This is a genomic window from Zunongwangia atlantica 22II14-10F7, assembly GCF_002094855.1.
Lineage (GTDB): Bacteria > Bacteroidota > Bacteroidia > Flavobacteriales > Flavobacteriaceae > Zunongwangia > Zunongwangia atlantica.
The window spans coordinates 60,704-81,383 of record NZ_ARYN01000005.1; the positions used below are offsets into that span (position 1 = coordinate 60,704).

At 35.1% G+C, this 20,680-nt stretch carries 23 protein-coding genes and 1 tRNA gene; 16 read left to right on the forward strand and 8 right to left on the reverse strand.

What is annotated here, in order from left to right; all coding sequences use genetic code 11:
- Positions 1 to 6 precede the first annotated feature (6 nt).
- Positions 7 to 1,101, reverse strand: coding sequence for a BT_3928 family protein (locus IIF7_RS06395; protein ID WP_084840856.1), 1,095 nt, complete (start codon positions 1,099 to 1,101; stop codon positions 7 to 9).
- 24 nt (positions 1,102 to 1,125) lie between these two features.
- Positions 1,126 to 1,674, reverse strand: a complete 549-nt coding sequence (locus tag IIF7_RS06400) for a DUF1599 domain-containing protein (RefSeq protein WP_084841014.1) — start codon at positions 1,672 to 1,674, stop codon at positions 1,126 to 1,128.
- Between the two features lie 91 nt (positions 1,675 to 1,765).
- On the opposite strand from IIF7_RS06400, the gene folP reads away from it, so the two are divergent.
- The 3 genes from folP to IIF7_RS06415 all read left to right on the forward strand — a co-directional run bounded on the left by folP (position 1,766) and on the right by IIF7_RS06415 (position 4,374).
- On the forward strand, positions 1,766 to 2,590 hold the full coding sequence (folP, locus tag IIF7_RS06405) for a dihydropteroate synthase (protein WP_084840857.1): 825 nt from the start codon (positions 1,766 to 1,768) through the stop codon (positions 2,588 to 2,590).
- A 37-nt stretch (positions 2,591 to 2,627) separates the two neighbouring features.
- Positions 2,628 to 3,404, forward strand: coding sequence for a diadenylate cyclase CdaA (cdaA, locus tag IIF7_RS06410; RefSeq protein WP_084840858.1), 777 nt, complete (start codon positions 2,628 to 2,630; stop codon positions 3,402 to 3,404).
- Positions 3,405 to 3,579: 175 nt separating this feature from the next.
- On the forward strand, positions 3,580 to 4,374 hold the full coding sequence (locus IIF7_RS06415) for a DUF3667 domain-containing protein (RefSeq protein ID WP_084840859.1): 795 nt from the start codon (positions 3,580 to 3,582) through the stop codon (positions 4,372 to 4,374).
- Positions 4,375 to 4,436: 62 nt separating this feature from the next.
- Here IIF7_RS06415 and IIF7_RS06420 read toward each other — a convergent pair whose 3' ends face one another.
- A complete protein-coding gene (locus IIF7_RS06420; RefSeq protein ID WP_084840860.1) occupies positions 4,437 to 6,206 on the reverse strand; it encodes an ABC transporter ATP-binding protein in 1,770 nt (589 codons plus the stop codon).
- A complete protein-coding gene (gene truA / locus IIF7_RS06425; protein ID WP_084840861.1) occupies positions 6,196 to 6,948 on the reverse strand; it encodes a tRNA pseudouridine(38-40) synthase TruA in 753 nt (250 codons plus the stop codon). Before truA ends, IIF7_RS06420 begins: the two co-directional genes overlap by 11 nt.
- A 100-nt stretch (positions 6,949 to 7,048) precedes the next feature.
- Here truA and IIF7_RS06430 point away from each other — a divergent pair, with 100 nt between their 5' ends.
- Positions 7,049 to 7,546 (forward strand): metallophosphoesterase family protein, encoded by a 498-nt coding sequence (locus tag IIF7_RS06430; protein WP_084840862.1) that lies wholly within the window; start codon positions 7,049 to 7,051, stop codon positions 7,544 to 7,546.
- Positions 7,547 to 7,849: 303 nt separating this feature from the next.
- Here the strand turns inward: IIF7_RS06430 and IIF7_RS06435 are convergent, their stop codons facing one another.
- On the reverse strand, positions 7,850 to 8,260 hold the full coding sequence (locus IIF7_RS06435) for a DUF4293 domain-containing protein (RefSeq protein WP_084840863.1): 411 nt from the start codon (positions 8,258 to 8,260) through the stop codon (positions 7,850 to 7,852).
- A 199-nt stretch (positions 8,261 to 8,459) separates the two neighbouring features.
- On the opposite strand from IIF7_RS06435, the gene rho reads away from it, so the two are divergent.
- From rho to IIF7_RS06455, 4 genes are all read left to right on the forward strand, one after another.
- Complete coding sequence (rho, locus tag IIF7_RS06440) at positions 8,460 to 10,115, forward strand: transcription termination factor Rho (protein WP_084840864.1); 1,656 nt, start codon at positions 8,460 to 8,462, stop codon at positions 10,113 to 10,115.
- 114 nt (positions 10,116 to 10,229) lie between these two features.
- On the forward strand, positions 10,230 to 10,943 hold the full coding sequence (locus tag IIF7_RS06445; protein WP_084841015.1) for a response regulator transcription factor: 714 nt from the start codon (positions 10,230 to 10,232) through the stop codon (positions 10,941 to 10,943).
- Positions 10,927 to 12,285, forward strand: coding sequence for an ATP-binding protein (locus IIF7_RS06450; RefSeq protein WP_084840865.1), 1,359 nt, complete (start codon positions 10,927 to 10,929; stop codon positions 12,283 to 12,285). Before IIF7_RS06445 ends, IIF7_RS06450 begins: the two co-directional genes overlap by 17 nt.
- 76 nt (positions 12,286 to 12,361) lie before the next feature.
- The gene (locus IIF7_RS06455; protein WP_084840866.1) at positions 12,362 to 12,841 is read left to right on the forward strand and encodes a hypothetical protein; all 480 of its coding nucleotides are present in this window, start codon (positions 12,362 to 12,364) and stop codon (positions 12,839 to 12,841) included.
- Positions 12,842 to 13,164: 323 nt separating this feature from the next.
- On the opposite strand, the gene IIF7_RS06460 is transcribed toward IIF7_RS06455, so the two are convergent.
- A tRNA-Gly gene (locus IIF7_RS06460) sits at positions 13,165 to 13,237 on the reverse strand.
- Between the two features lie 51 nt (positions 13,238 to 13,288).
- A complete protein-coding gene (locus IIF7_RS06465; RefSeq protein WP_084840867.1) occupies positions 13,289 to 13,714 on the reverse strand; it encodes a GNAT family N-acetyltransferase in 426 nt (141 codons plus the stop codon).
- A 65-nt stretch (positions 13,715 to 13,779) separates the two neighbouring features.
- Here IIF7_RS06465 and IIF7_RS06470 point away from each other — a divergent pair, with 65 nt between their 5' ends.
- Positions 13,780 to 14,328 (forward strand): ClpP family protease, encoded by a 549-nt coding sequence (locus IIF7_RS06470; RefSeq protein WP_084840868.1) that lies wholly within the window; start codon positions 13,780 to 13,782, stop codon positions 14,326 to 14,328.
- A gap of 5 nt (positions 14,329 to 14,333) precedes the next feature.
- Positions 14,334 to 14,621, forward strand: coding sequence for a GNAT family N-acetyltransferase (locus tag IIF7_RS06475; protein ID WP_245801563.1), 288 nt, complete (start codon positions 14,334 to 14,336; stop codon positions 14,619 to 14,621).
- An 81-nt stretch (positions 14,622 to 14,702) separates the two neighbouring features.
- On the opposite strand, the gene IIF7_RS06480 is transcribed toward IIF7_RS06475, so the two are convergent.
- Positions 14,703 to 15,461: a murein L,D-transpeptidase catalytic domain family protein gene (locus tag IIF7_RS06480; RefSeq protein WP_245801565.1), complete on the reverse strand. Its 759-nt coding sequence runs from the start codon at positions 15,459 to 15,461 to the stop codon at positions 14,703 to 14,705.
- Between the two features lie 383 nt (positions 15,462 to 15,844).
- Here IIF7_RS06480 and gpmI point away from each other — a divergent pair, with 383 nt between their 5' ends.
- The 6 genes from gpmI (at position 15,845) to IIF7_RS06510 (ending at position 20,626) form a co-directional block, all read left to right on the forward strand.
- A complete protein-coding gene (gpmI, locus tag IIF7_RS06485) occupies positions 15,845 to 17,362 on the forward strand; it encodes a 2,3-bisphosphoglycerate-independent phosphoglycerate mutase (protein ID WP_084840870.1) in 1,518 nt (505 codons plus the stop codon).
- Between the two features lie 22 nt (positions 17,363 to 17,384).
- A complete protein-coding gene (locus tag IIF7_RS06490; protein ID WP_084841017.1) occupies positions 17,385 to 17,927 on the forward strand; it encodes a thioredoxin family protein in 543 nt (180 codons plus the stop codon).
- A gap of 59 nt (positions 17,928 to 17,986) precedes the next feature.
- Entirely contained in the window at positions 17,987 to 18,397 is a 411-nt protein-coding gene (locus IIF7_RS06495) for a BT0820 family HAD-type phosphatase (RefSeq protein WP_084841018.1), read from the forward strand.
- A gap of 12 nt (positions 18,398 to 18,409) precedes the next feature.
- Positions 18,410 to 19,225, forward strand: coding sequence for a type I methionyl aminopeptidase (gene map / locus IIF7_RS06500; protein WP_084840871.1), 816 nt, complete (start codon positions 18,410 to 18,412; stop codon positions 19,223 to 19,225).
- Positions 19,218 to 19,784 (forward strand): HNH endonuclease, encoded by a 567-nt coding sequence (locus IIF7_RS06505; protein ID WP_084840872.1) that lies wholly within the window; start codon positions 19,218 to 19,220, stop codon positions 19,782 to 19,784. Before map ends, IIF7_RS06505 begins: the two co-directional genes overlap by 8 nt.
- A gap of 68 nt (positions 19,785 to 19,852) precedes the next feature.
- Positions 19,853 to 20,626: a class I SAM-dependent methyltransferase gene (locus IIF7_RS06510; RefSeq protein WP_084840873.1), complete on the forward strand. Its 774-nt coding sequence runs from the start codon at positions 19,853 to 19,855 to the stop codon at positions 20,624 to 20,626.
- Positions 20,627 to 20,680: the final 54 nt, after the last annotated feature.

The window sequence follows — 20,680 nt, forward strand, 5'->3', positions numbered from 1 at the left end:
ATTTGCTTATAATTTTATAGCTGAAGCGTCTGACCAGTGCTTTTTTTGTGTTATTGTTCCCTTTTCTAAAACTAAAATTCCAGGACTGGCACGCACTACGGTTTTAAGTGCAGTAGCATCGGTTTGATAAAAAGGAAAATTAAGACTGAATTCTTCTTTGATCTGTGATTTTAAAGCATCTCCTGAAGCTGTTAAACCAACTACCTGATAACCTTTGCTATTAGCTTCTCTCTCTAAAGATCTAATAGCTTCGTAACCTTGTTTTTCTGTAAGATTTAGATCGTAAGCTACAATTAGTAATACTTTTTCGGCTTCAAGAATATCTGAAGTGATATCTTCTCCATCATCCAAAATCTGAAAATCGTGAATTGGTGGCACATAACCTTCTTCGATCATTTCAGTATCTACCTCAACAAACTCACCTTCATGTTGTGGATAACTTCCATCGGTTACTACCACTTCTTCCTTTCCATCTACGTTGAATTTCCAATGATATTCAAAAACATCGGTTGCTGCACCTTCAGGGATATCACGTAGTTCTGGTATATTATTTCCTACTTTATAAGGTCTAAAATCGATAACCGGCAAATGCATCAACACATAATAGGCGTATAAAAAACATAACATATAACTTAAGAAAATGATCCAGCGATGGCTCGCTGGGACAAAAACTGGAGTGATCATCTTTTTATTAAAGAACAATATCAAGATAAAAACCAACAAGATAAGATCCTTGGTAAAGCTTTGCCAGGGTGTGAGCGGGATAGCATCACCAAAACAACCACAATCGGTCACTTTATTAAAGTAAGCCGAATAGAACGTGAGAAAAGTAAAGAAAATGATCATTAGCACCAAACTCCACATCGTGAATTTTGGCAAATATCCAATGAGCAGCATAATTCCCAATACCAGCTCGAAAACACAAATTAAGATGGCAATTACCAACGCAAAAGGAGATAGAAAATCTAAACCTAAAACCTCTGGTGAAAAATATTCCTGAAGTTTATAAGAGAATCCAATAGGATCGTTCAGTTTTATAAATCCTGAAAAAATAAAAAGGACCCCAACAAAAATGCGGGCGAATTTCACTAATAACTTCATCTTAATATTGGTGGTTTTTGGATACTATTTTTCTTCAGCTTCAGCAAAATGGATCATTGCAAACACAGCGTAATTGATCATGTCCTGATAGTTGGCATCAATACCTTCACTTACCAAAGTTTTCCCCTTATTATCTTCAATTTGCTTTACGCGTAATAATTTCTGAAGAATAAGATCGGTTAACGAACTTATACGCATATCACGCCACGCCTCGCCATAATCGTGATTTTTATTCATCATCAATTCTTTGGTTGCAGCTATCTTTTCGTCATAAAGTTGCGAGGCTTCTTCTGCACTCAAATCTGGCTGATCTGCAATTCCTTTTTCAAGCTGAATAAGCGCCATGATCGAATAATTGATAATACCAATAAACTCAGATTTCTCGTCTTCATCTACTTTTCTCACTTCATTTTCCTGAAGCTTTCTTATTCGCTGTGCTTTAATAAAGATTTGATCTGTTAAAGATGGCAGTCTTAAAATTCGCCATGCACAACCATAATCTTTCATTTTCTTGGTAAACAAACTGCGGCAGATTTCAATTACTGCATCGTATTGTTTCGAGGTATCTTGCATAAAACCGTGGTAATTTGCGTAAATTTCGGGCAAATATTCCAGCTGGTCAAAATTATTTTGAACCGCCCCAAAATTTAAAACTTCTAACAGCATGACCATCAACTGCAAAGGCAAGCTTATCGATCTTTCTTCTCCCAAAGTAATGGGAATATTAAATATTACGCCCGATTCTTTTTTTGAACATAGCCGAATGCAAAATGAAAGCGATCTTTTTAAAAAAGCCGAAGTAATGCTGAAGCAGGGTGCTACATTTATCGATATTGGCGGATATAGCAGTCGCCCAGATGCCAATGATGTTGCTGAAGATGAAGAATTAAACCGGGTAGTGCCTGCTATCGAAATTTTGGTTAAAGAATTTCCTGAAATTTTAATTTCTGTAGACACTTTTAGAAGTAAGGTTGCTGCTGAAGCTATCGAAGCTGGTGCAGCAATAATTAATGATATCGCAGCCGGAAATCTGGACGAAAAAATGATGCACGTAATCGCACAATATCAGGTTCCGTATATTATGATGCATATGCGTGGTACACCAAAAACCATGAAACAATTAACCGAATATGAGGATCTGGTTGGAGACATCACCTATTATTTTTCAGAAAAAATTAAAGAAGCAAGAGATTTAGGCATTAACGATCTTATTTTAGATCCTGGCTTCGGTTTTGCAAAAACAACCGAGCAAAATTTTGAATTGCTGAAAAAATCAGATCTTTTCTCTAGCTTTAAACTTCCAGTGCTTATTGGGATTTCTAGAAAAACAATGATCCACAAAACGTTGAATATCGATCCAACCGAAGCACTTAACGGCACTACCGTTCTAAATACTTTAGCGCTTACCAAAGGTGCATCGATTTTAAGAGTTCATGATGTTAAAGAAGCGATAGAAGCTATAAAATTAGTATCGCATTTCAGCAAATAATCTTTTATTTTCTATTTTTACATAAAACCTCGCAAATTTGGATATTTTAAGTATTCGCTTCCTGGATATTCTCGATATTGTTCTTATCGCGATCTTGTTGTACAATGTTTATAAACTTGTTAGAGGTACCGTAGCGGTAAACATTTTTATTGGTATCGTGATCATTTATTTGGTTTGGCGACTTACGCAGCTGCTTCAAATGGAACTTTTAAGTAGCGTTTTAGACCAGTTTGTGGGCGTAGGAATGTTTGCCTTAATTGTAGTTTTTCAGCAGGAAATAAGGAAATTCCTTTTAATGATCGGGTCTGCAAATATTACATATAACGGGCGTTTCTTTAGAAATTTAAAATTTACCCGTAACGATTCTGATGATGGTGCTACTAATGTAGATGTAATCGTAGATGCTTGCGAATCTATGGGACGTACAAAAACGGGAGCACTAATCGTGATCCAAAGAAGTACCAAATTAGATTTTGTAAAGAACAGTGGTGACGAGATGAATATTGAATTAAATCAGCCAATAATCGAGTCGATTTTCTTTAAGAATAGTCCGCTGCATGATGGCGCTATGGTGATCGAAGAAAACAAAGTAACAGCCACAAGGGTTATTTTGCCAGTTTCTAACGATCGATCGATCCCGCTTCGATTTGGATTAAGACACCGCGCTGCTGTTGGAATTACTGAAAAAACCGATGCTTTAGCACTTGTAGTGAGTGAAGAGACAGGACAAATTTCTTACATCCGTGATGGAGAATTTACCATGTTTGAAAGTAATACTGAATTACGTGAGCGATTAAAAGAAGACCTGAGATAGAAGATTTGAGATTTGAGAAGATCAGAAAACAAGTTTTTTCAATTAATTGAAACTTTAAAAGTCTAATTTCAATAATCTATTTTCTCCTGTCTAAAGTTTTAAGTCTCTAAAAGCGAAGCGAACAAGTATTTATGTTCTAATTTCTAAAGGTCTATACTGATTTTTTCGAGGTTATATGAAAGACGAAATTCTACATTCTGAAGCTTATTTTTGCAAAAACTGCCAGGCTCCACTTTCTAGTGAGCATGAGTATTGCTATGCCTGCGGAGCAAAAAAAATAGATTCCAGATTAGATCTTAAGCTGGTTTTTGAAGAATTCAGCAGCATTTTTTTAAATATTGACAATACTTTTTTAAAGACTTTCACTACTCTTTTTACAGCTCCAGAAAAAGTTATCGATGGTTATATCAACGGAGTAAGGAAAAGATATTTGAATGTTATTAGTTATTTTACGATCGGACTTACTCTTGCCGGTTTTCAAATATTTTTTCTTAGAAAATTTTATCCTGAAAGTTTAGAATTACCCGGAATAACTGATAATGCAGACCAAATTCTAATTTTTAATTCTATTTACGATTATTATTCGCTTATCTCGATATTGCTAATTCCGGTATATGCGTTAATGGCGAAATTATCGTTCTTTAATCGTAAAAAATATAACTATACAGAGCATTTGGTTGTGATGGGATATGTATCCAGCCAGTACACTATGATAAGTGCTATTTTGTTGGTCTTTGCCGCAATTTTTGGAGGTAACTTTTATTTTATTGGGAATATCTTAAATCTGCTCTTTATGCTTTTTACGGCTTATTGCTATAAAAGATTGCTCAAGCTAACGCTCTCCCAGCTTTTGCTAAATATTTTGCTGTTCATAGGAATTACTTTTATAGTTCTACTTGGAGTTGTGATAGTTTCAGCTTTAATTATCGTTGCAATGGGTGCAGGTGAAGCTTTTCAACATTCGGTTTAAAAAAAACTAAGTTTATATTGCCAAGATTCGATAAAACGAGATTAAATTTTTTAGCTACCGACTTAAGCTGATTCTTCAGTCATAAACTGCACTTCGTAAAGCTTGCGATAATGACCATGATCTTTCAGTAATAATTCGTCATGCGTTCCCATTTCTACGATTTCACCGCTATCCATTACCATGATCTTATCAGCCTTTTTGATGGTAGCCAATCGATGCGCAATAACGATCGAGGTTCTTCCTTTGGTAATTTTATCTGTAGCATCCTGGATAAGCTGTTCACTGTAAGTATCTACAGAAGATGTTGCTTCATCCAATACCAAAATACTAGGATTACTAACATAAGCTCTCAAGAAAGAGATTAACTGACGTTGCCCAGAACTTAACATTACACCACGTTCCTTCACATTATAATGATAGCCGTTTGGTAAGGAACTTATAAAATCGTGTATCCCAATTTGTTTTGAAGCCGTGATCACATCGTCTTCAGTAATATCTGGATTATCTAATTTGATATTATGCATTATCGTATCGGCAAACAAAAATACATTCTGAAGTACCACCGCAATTTCAGAACGCAGCGATTTTAAAGTCACATCTTTAATATCGATACCATCTACAGCAATTGTTCCGCTGTCGATCTCGTAAAATCTGTTCAGCAGATTAATAATCGTAGATTTCCCTGCTCCTGTTGCCCCAACAATGGCGATCGTCTCTCCTGCTTTTGCCGTAAAGTTTACTCCACGTAGCACTTCCTCGCCTTCTACATAACTAAAACGAACATTCTTAAATTCGATATCTCCTTTAATAGATTGAAGCTCCTTTTCTCCTTCATCTGTAATTGTAGAATCTGTATCTAAAATCCCAAAAACACGATTTGCGGCAACCATCCCCATCTGCAACGTATTGAATTTATCGGCGATTTGACGTAATGGTCTAAATAACATCTGTGATAATTCAATAAAAGCGATAATTACACCAAGGGTGATATTTGGATTATCATTTACCGCCTGTAAACCACCAAACCAAACGATAAGACCAACGGTGATCGAAGTAGACATTTCAGCAATAGGAAAGAAAATAGAGTTATACCAAACAGTTCTTACCCAAGCTTTTCGATGTTTATCGTTGATATTTTTAAAGTTATCGTATTCGGCTTTCTCACGATTAAAAAGCTGAACGATCTTCATCCCGGTAATTCGCTCCTGCACAAAAGTATTAAGATCGGCTACCTGAGTTCTCACTTCTTCAAAAGCAATTTTCATTTTTTTCTGAAAAACTCTGGTCGCGTAAATAATAAAAGGTAATACCGTTAAAACCAATAATGTTAACTGCCAGCTTTTATAAAACATAAAACCTAGTACCACGATCATTTTTAACAAATCACTAATGATCATAAAAAGTCCCTGACTAAAAATACTGGAAATCGTTTCGATATCACTAACCGCACGTGTTACCAATCGCCCAACCGCAGATTTATCATAGTACTTCATTTTAAACTGAAGCATATGTTTAAATAAATTCACCCTTAGATCTCGTACCACATCCTGCCCCAAGAGGTTGGCAAAATAGATAAAGAAAAACTGTGAGGTAACTTCAAGAATAAGAAAACCTATCATTAAAGAAACGTAGAAAATTAGGTTTCCGTTATCTTTTGGTGTGATAGAATCGTCTATGGTTACCTGCAACAAATAAGGTCTTGCTACTGCAAAAAACGACAATAAAATAGCCGTTATAGCTACAAAATAAAAAGTTAACTTATAGGGGTTTGTATATTTAAGCAGGCGCTTAAAAAGATCAAAATCAAATGCATTTCCCGTTTTAGAGGCCATCAAAAAGTGCTGTTTTAGGGTATTCTATTTTGGTTAAATATAAACCATGTGCCGGAACCGAAGTTCCAGCCATACTTCTGTCTTCGCTTTTAAGGATTTCTTTCAAAAATTCACCCGAATTTTTACCAAGACCAATATCTAGCAAGGTTCCAACGATCGCTCGCACCATATTTCGCAAAAAACGATCTGCTGAAATATGGAATATAAGCTCGTCTTCAGTTTGTTCCCAAAAAGCTTCAGTAATGCTGCAATTATACGTTTTTACATCGGTTCGGCTTTTTGAAAAGCACTTAAAATTAGTGTAATCTTTCAACATAGCCGCTGCGCGATTCATTTTTTCGATATCCGGTTGCTTTGAAAGATAGTACGCCAAATCGATCTTAAATGGGTCTTTAGAATTTACAATATGATATTCGTAACTTCGGCTAGACGCATCAAAACGCGCATGTGCTTCTGGCTGAACCTTAAATAATTGCCGAACCGAAATATCTTTTGGTAAAAGTGAATTCAGTTTAAATTGAAGTGTTTTTTCATCGAATTTCACCTCAGCATCAAAATGCGCATACAATTGTTTGGCATGCACACCGGCATCTGTCCTGCCCGCTCCTACTACTTCTATATCTTGCTGAAGAATTTTTGAAAGCGCCTCCTGAAGTACCTGCTGAACACTCACAGCATCTGGCTGAATTTGCCAACCATGATAAGCAGTACCCAAATAGGCTAAATCTATAAAATACCTCAAAGCTAAACTGAATTTTCTAATTTTGCAGCGCACAAAGATAAGGCATTTATTCTGCTAAATCGAACTTAAGCAAAAGCTTTAACCTGAAAACAATTCTGCTTTGAAAAAGATTTTATTATTAAGCGATACACATTCTTATATTGACGATAGAATTATCCATTATGCTGAACAAGCCGACGAGATTTGGCATGCCGGCGATATTGGAACTATAGAGGTAACCGATAAACTAAAAGCGACCAGAAAACCGCTTATCGCCGTTTTTGGAAACATCGATAATGCTGAAATTAGAAAAGAATTTCCTTTAAATCAACGCTGGATGTGCGAAGGTGTAGATGTTTGGATTACGCATATTGGTGGCTATCCTAAAAAATATAATCCGGCGGTAAGAGACGAGATTAGGCAAAATCCGCCTAAATTATTTATTTGTGGTCATTCACATATTTTAAAAGTAATGATGGATAAAGATTTAGGATTGCTACACATGAATCCCGGTGCTGCAGGAAAACACGGTTGGCATAAACAACGAACTATGCTAAGATTTGTAATCGATGGTGAAGACATTAAAGACCTGGAAGTTATCGAACTGGCAGGGAAATAGTTTTCGATATTCAGTTGGCAGCTTCAGTATTAATCAATATTAAGTTAGCAGTTCCAGTAAGCAGTTAACTAATGCAACATGAAATTAACAGTCGCTGTAGGCATTCCAGGAAGACGATTTGAGCTCAGCGCTTAAATAATTTAGCTTTAAAACATCAAATTTCAACTTGGCAATAATCTAGAATTTATTTGAAAATGATCAGCAAATTACCTTAGGGTATTATAGCCTTTGGCAGGGCCAATAAAAAAACCCGAAGTCTTCACTTCGGGTTTTTAACGCACTAATACTACTAAGATGATAGGCTTATCGTAATCGATCTACAGATTTTACAAGATCTTCGTCCTTTTTAATGGCTTTATTTGCCAAAACTAGAAAAACGATAGAAATGATAGGAAGAAACATCCCAATACCCTTCTCTGAAATATTCATTTCTCCGGGTAAACTTAGTGACCAATAAACAAACACTCCTAGTATAAAAAAGTTTAATACTATATTGATACGCCCCAATACAAATTGAAGCTTTCTATTCTTAAACATAAAAATACTGATCAAAGATAATAATCCAGAGGCAATAAACATGATAAACACCGTTAATTGATCTAAAGCGTAAACCGCGCTACCTTCTTCAGTTTGCCACAATGCAAATACAAATATAAGCCAAAGGCTTACTATTGCTACCATTAATAAATAAACTGTTTGTATTCTTTGAAGCATATTATCTTAAATCTGCCGACAAAAATAAAATAAAGTTTTTAGAAAAAACAGCTATTTTTCTAAATAAAGTTGTATAATTGCATACACATTTCGTAACCGGTTCTTTACAGGTTACTTATGACTCCAAAAATTTTATTTTTCTATTCTTCCAAAAAGAAGTCTATACAATCAATCCAAACAAATTTATTCTTGACTATTCATGTTTGAAATTTCTGAATTAAAAGCTAAAAAGCTACCTGAGCTTCAGGAGATTGCTAAATCTCTAAACGTCCCAAAGTTTAGAAGTCTTAAAAAATTAGATCTAGTTTATCAAATCTTAGATTATCAGGCTGCTAACCCTACAAAGACCAAAGAAGCTCTACAAGAAGAAAAGGCCGAAGAGAAAAAAACCGAGGATAAGCCAAAAAGACCAAGAAAGAAAATTGGTAGTGACAAAAAACCAGGCAGACCAAAGAAAGCTGAAGAAACAACTTCTTCAGAAGTAAAAAAGGATATTCCTAAAAAGGAAAACCAGGACAACACTCCTAAGCCAGAAAATAAAGCTCCTAAGAGAGACCAGGAATCTAATAAAGAGGATCATTCTGCTAGAAATAACAACAATAACAGAAACAACAACCGTAAAGATTCCAGAAACAATAACAACAAGAAGGATAATCGCAACGATAACAACAGCAACAATAATCATAAAAACAACGGTAACCGCGACAACCGTAACCGCTACCGCGAGCCAGATTATGAATTTGATGCGATTATAGAAAGTGAAGGCGTACTGGATATTATGCAGGACAACTACGGTTTCCTTAGATCTTCAGATTATAATTACCTTACTTCTCCAGACGATATTTATGTATCACAGTCTCAAATTCGTTTATTCGGATTAAAAACCGGTGATACAGTACTAGGGCAAATTAGACCTCCAAAAGAAGGTGAAAAATATTTCCCTTTAATCAAGATCAATAAAATTAATGGTCTTGACCCACAGGTAGTAAGAGACCGTGTTTCTTTCGAGCATCTTACTCCGCTTTTTCCAAAAGAGAAATTTAACATCGCAGATAAAGAAAGTTCTATTTCTACACGAGTGATGGATCTATTTTCTCCTATTGGAAAAGGACAACGTGGCATGATCGTTTCGCAGCCTAAAACTGGTAAAACAATGTTATTAAAAGACATTGCTAACGCCATTGCTGCAAACCATCCAGAAGTTTATCAAATTATCCTTCTTATCGACGAACGTCCAGAAGAAGTTACCGATATGCAACGTAACGTACAGGGTGAAGTTGTTGCTTCTACTTTCGATAAAGAGGCGCACGAGCATGTAAGAGTTGCAAATATTGTTTTAGAAAAAGCTAAACGTCTTGTAGAATGCGGGCACGATGTAGTGATCTTATTAGATTCTATTACACGTCTTGCAAGAGCTTACAACACCGTACAACCTGCCAGTGGTAAGGTATTAAGTGGTGGTGTAGATGCTAATGCGCTACATAAACCAAAACGTTTCTTTGGTGCCGCACGTAATATTGAAGGTGGTGGTTCACTTTCTATCATTGCTACGGCCCTTACAGATACAGGTTCTAAAATGGACGAGGTTATCTTTGAAGAATTTAAAGGAACCGGTAACATGGAGCTTCAGTTAGACCGTAGAATTTCTAATAGAAGAGTTTTCCCAGCAATCGATCTTATTTCTTCAAGTACGCGTCGTGATGATCTTCTTTTAGATGAAACAACTATCCAACGTATGTGGATAATGCGTAAATATCTTGCCGATATGAATCCTGTTGAAGCAATGGAATTTATTCAGCAAAAAATTAAGCAAACAAATAATAATGAAGAATTTCTTATTAGCATGAACGGCTAATTGAAATTTTTTAGTTGAAATTAAGAAGCGGCTTTTATGGCCGCTTTTTTATTATATCATTTTTCCTGCGCTATTGATAATTTTCTTTTTATTTTAGGCCTATCTAGAATTGCTATGGATACAAAAAACGCAAAAATATTACTTGTTGAAGACGATGCTAAAGTTTGTGCATTTATCAACAAAGGGCTTACAGAAGAAGGTTTTGAGGTAAGTATTGCTTTAAATGGAAAAGAAGGCTACCAAATGGCCATTTCTAATAATTTCGATTTACTTATCCTGGATATTATGCTACCAGAGATGAATGGTATGGAGATTTGTAAAGCGGTTAGAGAAGAAAACAAGCAGGTTCCTATCCTGTTTCTTACCGCTTTGGGAAGTTCTGAAAATATTGCAATGGGTTTAAATAGCGGTGCTGATGATTATCTAGCAAAGCCATTTAAGTTTATAGAATTAATTGCCAGAGTTAAAAGTTTACTGCGTAGATCACGTAATTTTAACTCTAACATACCAGATAACAGCTATAGATTTGCAGATATTAAACTGAATGATTCTGCAAAAACTGTAAGCAGAAATGGTAAAAAAATAGCATTAACTTCTACCGAATATAAACTCTTACTTGCCTTCTTAAAAGCACCTGGAAGAGTAATTTCACGAACAGAATTACTGGAAAATGTTTGGGGTGTTAATTATGATATTGGCACTAATGTAGTAGATGTTTATGTAAATTACCTTCGGAAAAAATTAGAAAAAGAAAATAACGAAAGACTTATCCATACTGTAATAGGAATGGGATATGTTTTAAAAGAAGACGATGAAGACACAGAATAAAATTATTCTTTTTCTTACTTCTATATTTCTCGCTTACATTCTTGTTTTTAGCGGATTCATTTATTTTTCCATCAGTGATTACTCGTACACAGATTTCTATAAAAGACTGGAGATTAGAGCCATTACCATGGCAAAGATCGAGTTAGAGGACGATCAGGACATTAATGCAGTTAAAGAAATACGGCAGGATTTTCTGGAAGAACTACCTAACGAAAAGATCACGATTATAGATCTACAACGCTTTGATATTCATTCAAAATCAAGTTTATCGATCCCTATTTCTTTTCTGGAAGATATCGAAGATTTAGAACGTGCCTATTATAAAGAGAAAAACACGTTTTATTCAGGAATTAAATATCATAATCGCGGCAGGGATTATCTGGTTATTGTTTCTGCAGAAAACTATTACAACACTCACCATATTGTTTATTTAAGAAACCTGTTATTTATAGCGCTATTAATTTCAATCTTAATTATAGTATTTATTGCCTGGTTCTTTTCCAGAAGAGTGCTTATGCCGTTACAGATCATTATTGAGGATATGAAAAAAATTAGTACTGAAAACCTCAATTTTCGACTTAGAGAGCCAGAAGATAATGAAGAACTTCGCAGTCTTACCTCTACCTTCAATAACATGTTAAACAGGCTGGAAACTTCTTTTGAAACTCAGAAAAACTTTATTAGTAATGCTTCTCACGAACTTAACACGCCTCTAACCTCTATTATCGGAGAGGCGGATGTTACACTTGCTAAAGAACGTTCTAAAGAAGATTATATATTATCATTAAAAAATATTCTGGAAGAAGCAGGCAAACTGGATAAAAAAACAAAAGCTTTACTTTTTTTAGCCCAAACGGGTTATGATGGTAAAGCACAAACTTTTACCAGTCTACGAATAGATGAACTGGTTATCGATGTAAAAGAAACCGTTGAAAAAATCTACCCAGATGCTCACATCCATTTAGATTTTGACCTATTACCTGAAAATCCTGAGAAACTCTCTGTAAACGGAAACGCACAACTATTACACCTTGCCATTTCTAACGTGGTAATGAATGCCTGCAAATATTCTAAGAACGAAAAAGTAAATTTTGCATTGGCAGCCTCAGACAAGGATGTGATCATTGTTGTAAAAGACACAGGCATAGGAATTCCCGAAAATGATCTGCCATACATCTTTGATCCTTTCTTTAGAGGTAGCAATACTGAAAATTTTCATGGCTACGGAATAGGATTACCTCTTACCCGAAATGTAATTAACATGCACAATGGCAGCGTAATAGCTACTTCTTCCAAAACAGAAGGAACTGTTATGGAAATTAAAATCCCTATCGCCCTTTAAATTCTAATGGTATTCTAATCTCTTATTAATAGCATTCTAACAATCATGAGATAAGTTTGTTAGAAACAAAATTGCTATGAGAAAGATTTTAATTCCGACAGATTTCTCTGTGAATTCTCTAACGCTTTTAAAGCGTGCGCTAGATGATTGCGAGCAAAAAACCAATATTGTTTTGGTTTACGGAGCATCACTTTCATCGTCTATCACAGAGCTTCTTTTTTACTCGAAAGATGATCATCTGGAAGAATTAAAATCTGAAGCTTATAACGAAGCAATTAATGTTCTTGAAAATAAATATCAGGAAATGATTAATTCGTTAACCATCGATATTTTCTTTGGTGGCACCAAGAATGCGTTTAATAATTTTATCGAAGGACAAAAAATTACGCATGCTTACCTACCATCTGACGGCAGAACAATGAAATGTAAAAGGAAAAATGCCTTTAATATTATTCCTTTTTTAAAAGACTCTGATATCGAAATTATAAATGTAGAATATCCAACAGCAATGAATGTTGTTTCTAATAGTACATTAGCCAGATTACTGGCTTCTTAGATAAATTGTTTGATTAGTGCCTATGAAAACGATTTTGGTTGTTAGTTAATAGGTTAATTTTCGGCTGGGGTGATCGCTGTTACTTCTTTCATCATATTTTTGCGTTCACTTCTGATATCCTTAACATGTGGTTACCCCCTGCCGGGAATTTATTCTAAAGATCTTTTCCTAAGGTAATGGCCGTAATAAATACTATTTTAGGAAATTAAGAAGCCTCGCAATGCGAGGCTTTTATTTTTTATAACCACAAAAAAAGTAGCTCTAAATCACTAATATCAGCATATTAAAAAACCCTGAAGGTTTTACCAACAGGGTTTTTATTGAGCGGGAGACCGGGTTCGAACCGGCGACATTCAGCTTGGAAGGCTGACGCTCTACCAACTGAGCTACTCCCGCCTAAAGCGATGGCAAAGATAAATTAGATTTGCCTTTCACTCCAAATAATTTTCAATATTTTTTCTGAAAATGATATCCACGTATCACATATCCTTCATTCATATAAAATTTATGCGATTTAAAATTCTCTACATAGGTATTTAATTCTACCGTGGCAGCATTATTCTTTTTAGCCAGATCATCTATAAAAGCAAATAAGCGCTTCCCTACTCCTTTTCCGCGGTATTCTTCAGCAATAACAATATGATCTGCTTCGTACATTTTACCTGCATAGTGCCTGGTCATTTCCCATATACCAAATACTCCAATAATATTATCTTGATCAAAAATGCCATAACAGGTATAATTTTGAGAAAACATATCTGTAAATCGTTCTTTTAAAACTTCAGCTGAAATAGGTATTATGGCGAGTTGTTGGATAAGCGGAATTATAATATCAATTTCTTCCTTTAAAATCCTGTTAAATGAAAGCTCCAAATTTTATTTTTCTTCAAAATTAATCATATTTTTATATGATAATAATTTTTTGAAAAGAAAGCATAATGAAAGATAAGCCAGGAAAAATTCAGGATAAAATAGACGCTAAATTTTTAGAAGAACGCAAGATATTTATGTGGGGACCGGTAGATGATAAATCGGCCAAACACGTGATCGATCGTTTACTTTATCTTGACTTGGAAGGAAAAGAAGAAATTCAGCTTTATATCAATAGTCCAGGTGGATATGTAACCGATGGATTTGCTATTTACGATACCATACAGGCTATAGAGGCGCCGGTTTCTACAATTTGTACCGGCCTTGCGGCATCTATGGGATCTATACTTCTTTCAGCAGGAAAAAAAGGAAGACGTTTTATCCAGCCACATGCAAAGGTAATGATTCATCAACCATCTGGGGGAGCCAGAGGTCAGGCTTCAAATATCGAAATTCAGGCAACAGAAATCCTAAAAACTAAAGAACTTAGTGCTAAAATTCTTGCTGAAAATTGCGGACAAACTTTTGAAAAAGTAATGAAGGATTTTAACCGCGATTACTGGATGGATGCACAGGAATCTTTAGACTACGGAATAGTTGATGCCATATTAAAATAAAAACTATGAAAAGCCCAATTAAACATAGAGAAAACGATCGCATGGGCATGTTTTATATGGAAGGCGAGAAAGGTATTATCGCTGAGCTTACCTATACCAAATCTACAAATGCCGTTATTACTATAGATCATACCGAAGTGAAACGACAATATGAAGGACAAGGAAAAGCTACAAAGCTAGTCGCCGAAGCCGTTAAATTTGCAAGAGAAAAAGATCTTAAAATTGAACCGCTTTGCCCTTTCGCTGAAGTGATGTTTGATCGCTATGCAGAATATTCAGATGTTCGGGCATAAAGTTTAAAAAAGCTATAAAAAAAGAGGGCTGAAATTGTACAATTTCAGCCCTCTTTTTTTATAATTCAAGATATATCTAACCTAAGCCTTATCGTTTAAAAAAGTACTGTTAGCTAAATAGTCTTGAGAACTCTTATTAATGTACACAACAGAATTTCCTTTAATTGTGTTTATAATCTCTTTTGAAATTTTTCTAGGAACAGCAGGACAACCATAACTACGGCCTGCTCTACCCCTACTATCCACAAATTTTTCAGTCACATAATCTGAACCGTGAATAACAACATAACGTTTTCTCGCATTGCTGTTAAATTTCTTTTCCATTCCATCGATAAAAAGAGAAAGTCCATTTTTACCGTAATAGGTTTCACCGGTTACATAAAAACCTAAACTACTTTTATGACTATTAACCGCATTAGAGAAGGTTTTAGCGAATTCCCAACCAGAATTTTTACCGTGTGAGGTAAAAGTATTAAAAAGTACATCATGATTTTCCATATCTAAAACCCAAAAACGTTTCATTTTAGAGGAAAGGTCAAAATCGATAATTGTAAGCAACTTATTATTTACTTTCCCTTCATCTTCAAGCTTGTAATAACCTTTCATTGCATTCTGAAAAGTACCAAGATTAGGCATACTTTCATTCCTGTCTTTAAAAGTATCATACAACATACCTACTTTATCTTCAAAAGTAAGCTCGGTCTTTTTAATTTCGAAATTATCTAATTCCGCTAATAATTTTTGTTCCTTTTTAATTGAAATTTCAGAAGTTGAAGTGGATCCCGAAAAGGCAGTTGAGAACATCAAAACTACCGCTACAGTCATTAATCGTTTCGTCATTTTGGGGTTTCTTTTGTTAATTTTATCTAAAATTTTTGCCAACATACAAAAAATAACATGCTTACACAATTTTTGCGATATATATTTGAATTTTAAGCTCTTGAAGCTTATTTTTCAATATAAAACATGTTAGTTTACGAACGCTGTTTCAAACCTATTATTGCATAAACCGAACCATTAAATGTTAAAATTTAATATTTAAATTTGTTAAAATTATTTTCAAAATTATATTTTTGAGGTTTTAAATCGTTTTCGTGAAGAAATATTTTAGGATATCAATTTTATTCGCCAAAAAGTGAATAACTTTAATAAAACATTAAGGTTGCAGCATTTAGCAAACTTTTAATTTGTTTTTATCTTTATCCAAAATTTACACCATTACAATGAACAAGAAGGTATTATTAATGATATTGGACGGTTGGGGACTTACTCAAAATGAAGAAGTTTCTGCTGTAGCAAAAGCCAAAACACCATTTGTAGACGAAATTTCTGAAAAATATCCACATGCGCAACTAAGAACTGACGGAATGAACGTTGGTTTACCAGAAGGGCAAATGGGAAATAGTGAAGTTGGCCACATGAATCTGGGAGCAGGTCGTGTTGTATACCAAGATCTGGTAAAAATTAACCAGGCTGTAGAAAACAAAACACTAATAGAAGAGCCGGCTTTACGTGAGGCGTTTGAATATGCCAAAAAGAATGATAAGCCAATCCATTTTATGGGACTTTTAAGTGATGGTGGTGTACACTCTCACATAAAACATTTAAAAGGTCTTATTAGCGCTGCTGAAGAGTATGGCATAGAGAAAAAATATCTACATGCTTTTACAGATGGTCGTGATGTTGATCCACGTTCTGGAAAAGGTTTTGTGGAAGAAATTCTACAACATTTAGATGAAACCAATGCTGAATTAGCCTCTATAATTGGGCGTTATTATGCTATGGACCGTGACAAAAGATGGGAACGAGTTGAAAAAGCTTATGACCTGATTGTTAAAGGTGAAGGAAAAGAAACCAAGGACGCCGTAAAAGCTGTTCAAGAAAGTTATGATGACGATGTAACAGACGAATTTATAAAGCCAATCGTTATCACTAAAGAAGATGGCACACCTGTTGCTAAATTACAAGAGAAAGATGTTGTAATATTCTTTAATTTTAGAACAGATCGTGGTAGACAGTTAACGCAGGCATTAAGTCAGGACGATTTCCCAGAGTATGAAATGAAAAAAATGCCTCTTTACTATGTAACTTTAACCAAGTACGACGATAGCTTTAAAAACGTAAATGTGATCTTTAAAAAAGAAAACATAAAAAGTACCTTAGGTGAAGTATTAGAGTTTGTTGGGAAAAAGCAGATAAGAATTGCTGAGACCGAGAAATATCCGCACGTTACTTTCTTCTTCTCTGGTGGTCGTGAAGAGCCGTTTAAAGGAGAGAAAAGAATTATGTGTAATTCTCCAAAAGTTGCAACTTACGATTTACAGCCAGAAATGAGTGCTTACGAAATTAGAGATAAAATCGTACCGGAATTAAATAAGAAGTCTGCCGATTTTATTTGTTTAAATTTCGCGAATCCCGACATGGTAGGACATACAGGAGTTTTTGAAGCTGCCGTAAAAGCATGTGAAACCGTAGATGAATGTGCTAAGGATGTTTGCACAGCAGCGATGGATAATGATTATTCTGTAATTGTAATTGCAGATCATGGTAATAGTGAAACGATGATTAACGAAGATGGTTCTCCTAATACCGCGCATACAACTAACCCGGTGCCATTAATTCTTTTAGACAAAGACGTAAAAGAAATAAAAGATGGTAAATTAGGGGATATTGCACCAACAATTTTAAAATTAATGGGAATAGATAAACCTGAATTAATGACGCAAGATTCCCTTGTTTAATAAATTAAGCAATACAAAAAAGATGACAAAATTAATCCCATTTATGGTTGCCGCACTTTTAGGGTGCGGTACCATAAATACTTCGAAAGAAAATATAAAAGAATCACAGGTGGCCGCTATGCAACAAAGTATGCTTCTTGGTAAATTCAAAAAAGCAGATTTACTTCAACAGCCATACGCCGCATGGTTTGAGCCAAGATACGAACAGTTTAAGCCTAATACCAAAGCCATAGAAACCATAAAAGAAAACATAAACGATTATGAGATCACTATTTTTATGGGAACATGGTGCGGCGATAGCAAAAGAGAAACACCTCGTTTTTTCAAGATTTTAGATGAAACTGGTTATAACTTAGATAATTTAACTGCAATTGCAGTAGATTACAGCAAATCTACACCAGAGAAATATGAAGAAAAAGTAGATTTAGATCGTGTTCCTACAATCATTTTTTATAAGAATGGAAAGGAAGTGAACCGATTTGTAGAGTTTGCACAGGAAAGTCTTGAGGAAGATATCGCTAAAATAGTTAGCGGTAAAGATTACAAAAACTCATACGCCGAGTAAATAAATAAGTATTTGAAAACGGATAGTTAACTGCTATTCATTTATTTTTGCTGAACGTTATGTCCCCTACACTAACAATAGCGATAGATTTTGACGGTACTATTGTAGAAAATAAGTACCCAGAAATAGGAAAGCCTCTTTTGTTTGCTTTTGAAACATTAAAAAAGCTACAAGATGATGGGCACAACCTTATTCTTTGGACTTACCGCAAAGGCACTCGTTTAGAAGAGGCCGTAACATTTTGTAAAAAAAATGGCATAAATTTCTATGCCGTTAATAAGAGCTACCCTGAAGAGAATTTTGATGAAAGCTTAAGTCGGAAGATTTTGGCTGATATTTTTATTGACGACCGTAACATAGGAGGTATGTTAGGTTGGGGAGAAATCTATCAAATGATTTCTACTAAAACAGGTAGCAAGCCCCAAAAACCATTTAAAAAAAAGAAAAACCGATTTTTCGGTAGACTATAAAGATTAACACTAATGATTATACCTAAAACAAGGGAAGAAATTGAATTAATTAGGGAAAGTGCACAAATCGTATCTAAAACCCTGGGAATGCTGGCAAAAGAGGTTAAACCTGGTGTCACTACCCTTCAGTTAGATAAAATGGCTGAAGAATTTATTAGAGATCACGGAGCTCATCCTGGATTTCTTGGAATGTATGATTTCCCAAATTCCCTATGTATGAGTCCTAATGCACAAGTAGTGCACGGGATTCCTAACGACAAACCCCTTGTAGAAGGTGACATTATTTCTATTGATTGTGGTGCTTTAAAAAATGGTTTCTACGGAGACCATGCATATACTTTCGCTGTTGGAGAGATCGCCCCAGAAATTGAAAAACTCCTGGAAGTTACTAAAGAATCACTTTACATAGGAATAAGAGAGTTCAAAGCCGGCAACCGTGTCGGTGATGTTGGCTATGCTATTCAGAAATTTACTGAAGACCATGGTTACGGAGTTGTTCGTGAGCTAGTTGGCCACGGCCTTGGCGCTAAAATGCATGAAGATCCTGAAATGCCAAATTACGGTAAAAGAGGTCGCGGAAAGAAATTTGTAGAAGGAATGGTTGTAGCGATAGAACCCATGACTAATTTGGGTACACGTCGTATAAAACAGCTTCCCGATGGCTGGACTATCCTAACTTCAGATAACAAACCAAGTGCACATTTTGAACACGATGTAGCCTTAATCGACGGCAAACCGGAGCTGTTGTCCACCTTCAGTTATATCTATGAAGCTTTAGGCATAGAAAGTAACGAAGAAGACGAATTTAGAGCAAAAACCTATGATTAAAAATTTCAGAGGAGAGGTTTGGAAAACCCTACACAAAGAAGAATGGGAAGACCGTTTTGTCTACAAAGTATCTAATTACGGTAGACTGGTTAGCTTCCTAAAAAACAAAGAAGAAGGCGAATTAATGCGTGGCGGCCGTGTTGGAGGCTACCTTAATTTTGCTGTGAAATTAAAGTCTGGAAAGTCCAAGACGTATTACATACACCGTATTGTTGCAGAACTTTTTCTGGACAAAAAAGAAGGTGATAAATATGTAATCCATAAGAATTTTCAAAAAGACGATAACCGCGTAGAAAATATTGCCTGGGCAACCAAAGATGAATGGGTTGCACATCAATATAACAGCCCTAGCGTTAAAGAGAATAAGAAAAAGCGTAAACTTAGAAAAGTTACTTCTTATTCAAAATTAACCTATGCACAGGCGGTAATCCTTAAAAAGAAATTACTGGACCCAAATAGAAAAACAAGAATTCGTATTCTTGCAAAACAATTTGGAGTTTCAGAAATGCAACTTTACCGTATTAAATCTGGTGAGAACTGGGGAGATATCGAAGTTTAGACATTCGATATAAAATCCTGCTGAAAGCATTAATTTGAATATCTTTGGCTCCGGAAAGATATATTTAAATGAAAAGGCTTTTTAAGAAGATTCTCAATACAGTACCAAGACCGTTATTAATACGTCTTAGTTATTTTGTTAGGCCATTTTTGGTATTAACACTAAAAGGCAATGCCTATACAGATCCTATAGATGGTAAAAATTTTAAAAAGTTTTTACCTTATGGATACGAGAATCAGCGGGAAAATGTTTTATCCCCATCAACGCTCTCTTTAGAGCGCCACAGGCTTTTATGGCTTTATTTAAAACAAAAAACAAGCTTTTTTAAAGCAAATATTAAAGTACTGCACTTTGCCCCAGAGCAGGCTTTTTACAAACGTTTTAGAAAATTAAGCAATCTTGATTATACTACTACAGATCTTAATTCTCCTTTAGCCGATGTGAAAGCAGATATCTGCAATCTACCATTTAAGGATAATGAATATGATTTCATTTTGTGTAATCATGTTTTAGAACATATCCCAGATGACACTAAAGCCATGCAGGAAATATTTCGCGTCCTAAAGCCGGGAGGAACTGCTGTTTTACAAATTCCGCAGGAATTAGATCGTGCTACTACCTTCGAGGATGATAGCATTACAGATCCTAAAGAAAGAGCTCAAATTTTTGGGCAATACGACCATGTACGTGTTTATGGAAGGGATTATTTTGATAAACTAAGAAGCATTGGCTTTAAGGTGGATGAAGTAAACTTCACAAAAGAATTACCCGCTACAGAAGTTGATAAATTTAGACTGGCAAAAGGTGAGATAATTCCGGTTTGTTACAAACCTGAAGTTTAAATTTCTTGAACTCAGAAAAAATTGCGTTACCAACAAAATATATTCAGTAAAATC

What these genes read in the sequence shown, in the direction of transcription:
- IIF7_RS06455 (WP_084840866.1), top strand. Translation starts at nt 12,362, where the DNA reads ATGAGAAAGATTTTAATTCCGACAGATTTCTCTGTGAATTCTCTAACG.
- gpmI (WP_084840870.1), top strand. Translation starts at nt 15,845, where the DNA reads ATGAACAAGAAGGTATTATTAATGATATTGGACGGTTGGGGACTTACT.
- IIF7_RS06495 (WP_084841018.1), top strand. Translation starts at nt 17,987, where the DNA reads ATGTCCCCTACACTAACAATAGCGATAGATTTTGACGGTACTATTGTA.
- IIF7_RS06475 (WP_245801563.1), top strand. Translation starts at nt 14,334, where the DNA reads ATGAAAAGCCCAATTAAACATAGAGAAAACGATCGCATGGGCATGTTT.
- IIF7_RS06420 (WP_084840860.1), bottom strand. Translation starts at nt 6,206, where the DNA reads ATGGCCTCTAAAACGGGAAATGCATTTGATTTTGATCTTTTTAAGCGC.
- IIF7_RS06450 (WP_084840865.1), top strand. Translation starts at nt 10,927, where the DNA reads ATGAAGACACAGAATAAAATTATTCTTTTTCTTACTTCTATATTTCTC.
- IIF7_RS06490 (WP_084841017.1), top strand. Translation starts at nt 17,385, where the DNA reads ATGACAAAATTAATCCCATTTATGGTTGCCGCACTTTTAGGGTGCGGT.
- IIF7_RS06395 (WP_084840856.1), bottom strand. Translation starts at nt 1,101, where the DNA reads ATGAAGTTATTAGTGAAATTCGCCCGCATTTTTGTTGGGGTCCTTTTT.
- map (WP_084840871.1), top strand. Translation starts at nt 18,410, where the DNA reads ATGATTATACCTAAAACAAGGGAAGAAATTGAATTAATTAGGGAAAGT.
- IIF7_RS06470 (WP_084840868.1), top strand. Translation starts at nt 13,780, where the DNA reads ATGAAAGATAAGCCAGGAAAAATTCAGGATAAAATAGACGCTAAATTT.
- folP (WP_084840857.1), top strand. Translation starts at nt 1,766, where the DNA reads ATGACCATCAACTGCAAAGGCAAGCTTATCGATCTTTCTTCTCCCAAA.
- IIF7_RS06435 (WP_084840863.1), bottom strand. Translation starts at nt 8,260, where the DNA reads ATGCTTCAAAGAATACAAACAGTTTATTTATTAATGGTAGCAATAGTA.
- IIF7_RS06445 (WP_084841015.1), top strand. Translation starts at nt 10,230, where the DNA reads ATGGATACAAAAAACGCAAAAATATTACTTGTTGAAGACGATGCTAAA.
- IIF7_RS06505 (WP_084840872.1), top strand. Translation starts at nt 19,218, where the DNA reads ATGATTAAAAATTTCAGAGGAGAGGTTTGGAAAACCCTACACAAAGAA.
- IIF7_RS06510 (WP_084840873.1), top strand. Translation starts at nt 19,853, where the DNA reads ATGAAAAGGCTTTTTAAGAAGATTCTCAATACAGTACCAAGACCGTTA.
- rho (WP_084840864.1), top strand. Translation starts at nt 8,460, where the DNA reads ATGTTTGAAATTTCTGAATTAAAAGCTAAAAAGCTACCTGAGCTTCAG.
- IIF7_RS06480 (WP_245801565.1), bottom strand. Translation starts at nt 15,461, where the DNA reads ATGACGAAACGATTAATGACTGTAGCGGTAGTTTTGATGTTCTCAACT.
- IIF7_RS06400 (WP_084841014.1), bottom strand. Translation starts at nt 1,674, where the DNA reads ATGCAAGATACCTCGAAACAATACGATGCAGTAATTGAAATCTGCCGC.
- IIF7_RS06415 (WP_084840859.1), top strand. Translation starts at nt 3,580, where the DNA reads ATGAAAGACGAAATTCTACATTCTGAAGCTTATTTTTGCAAAAACTGC.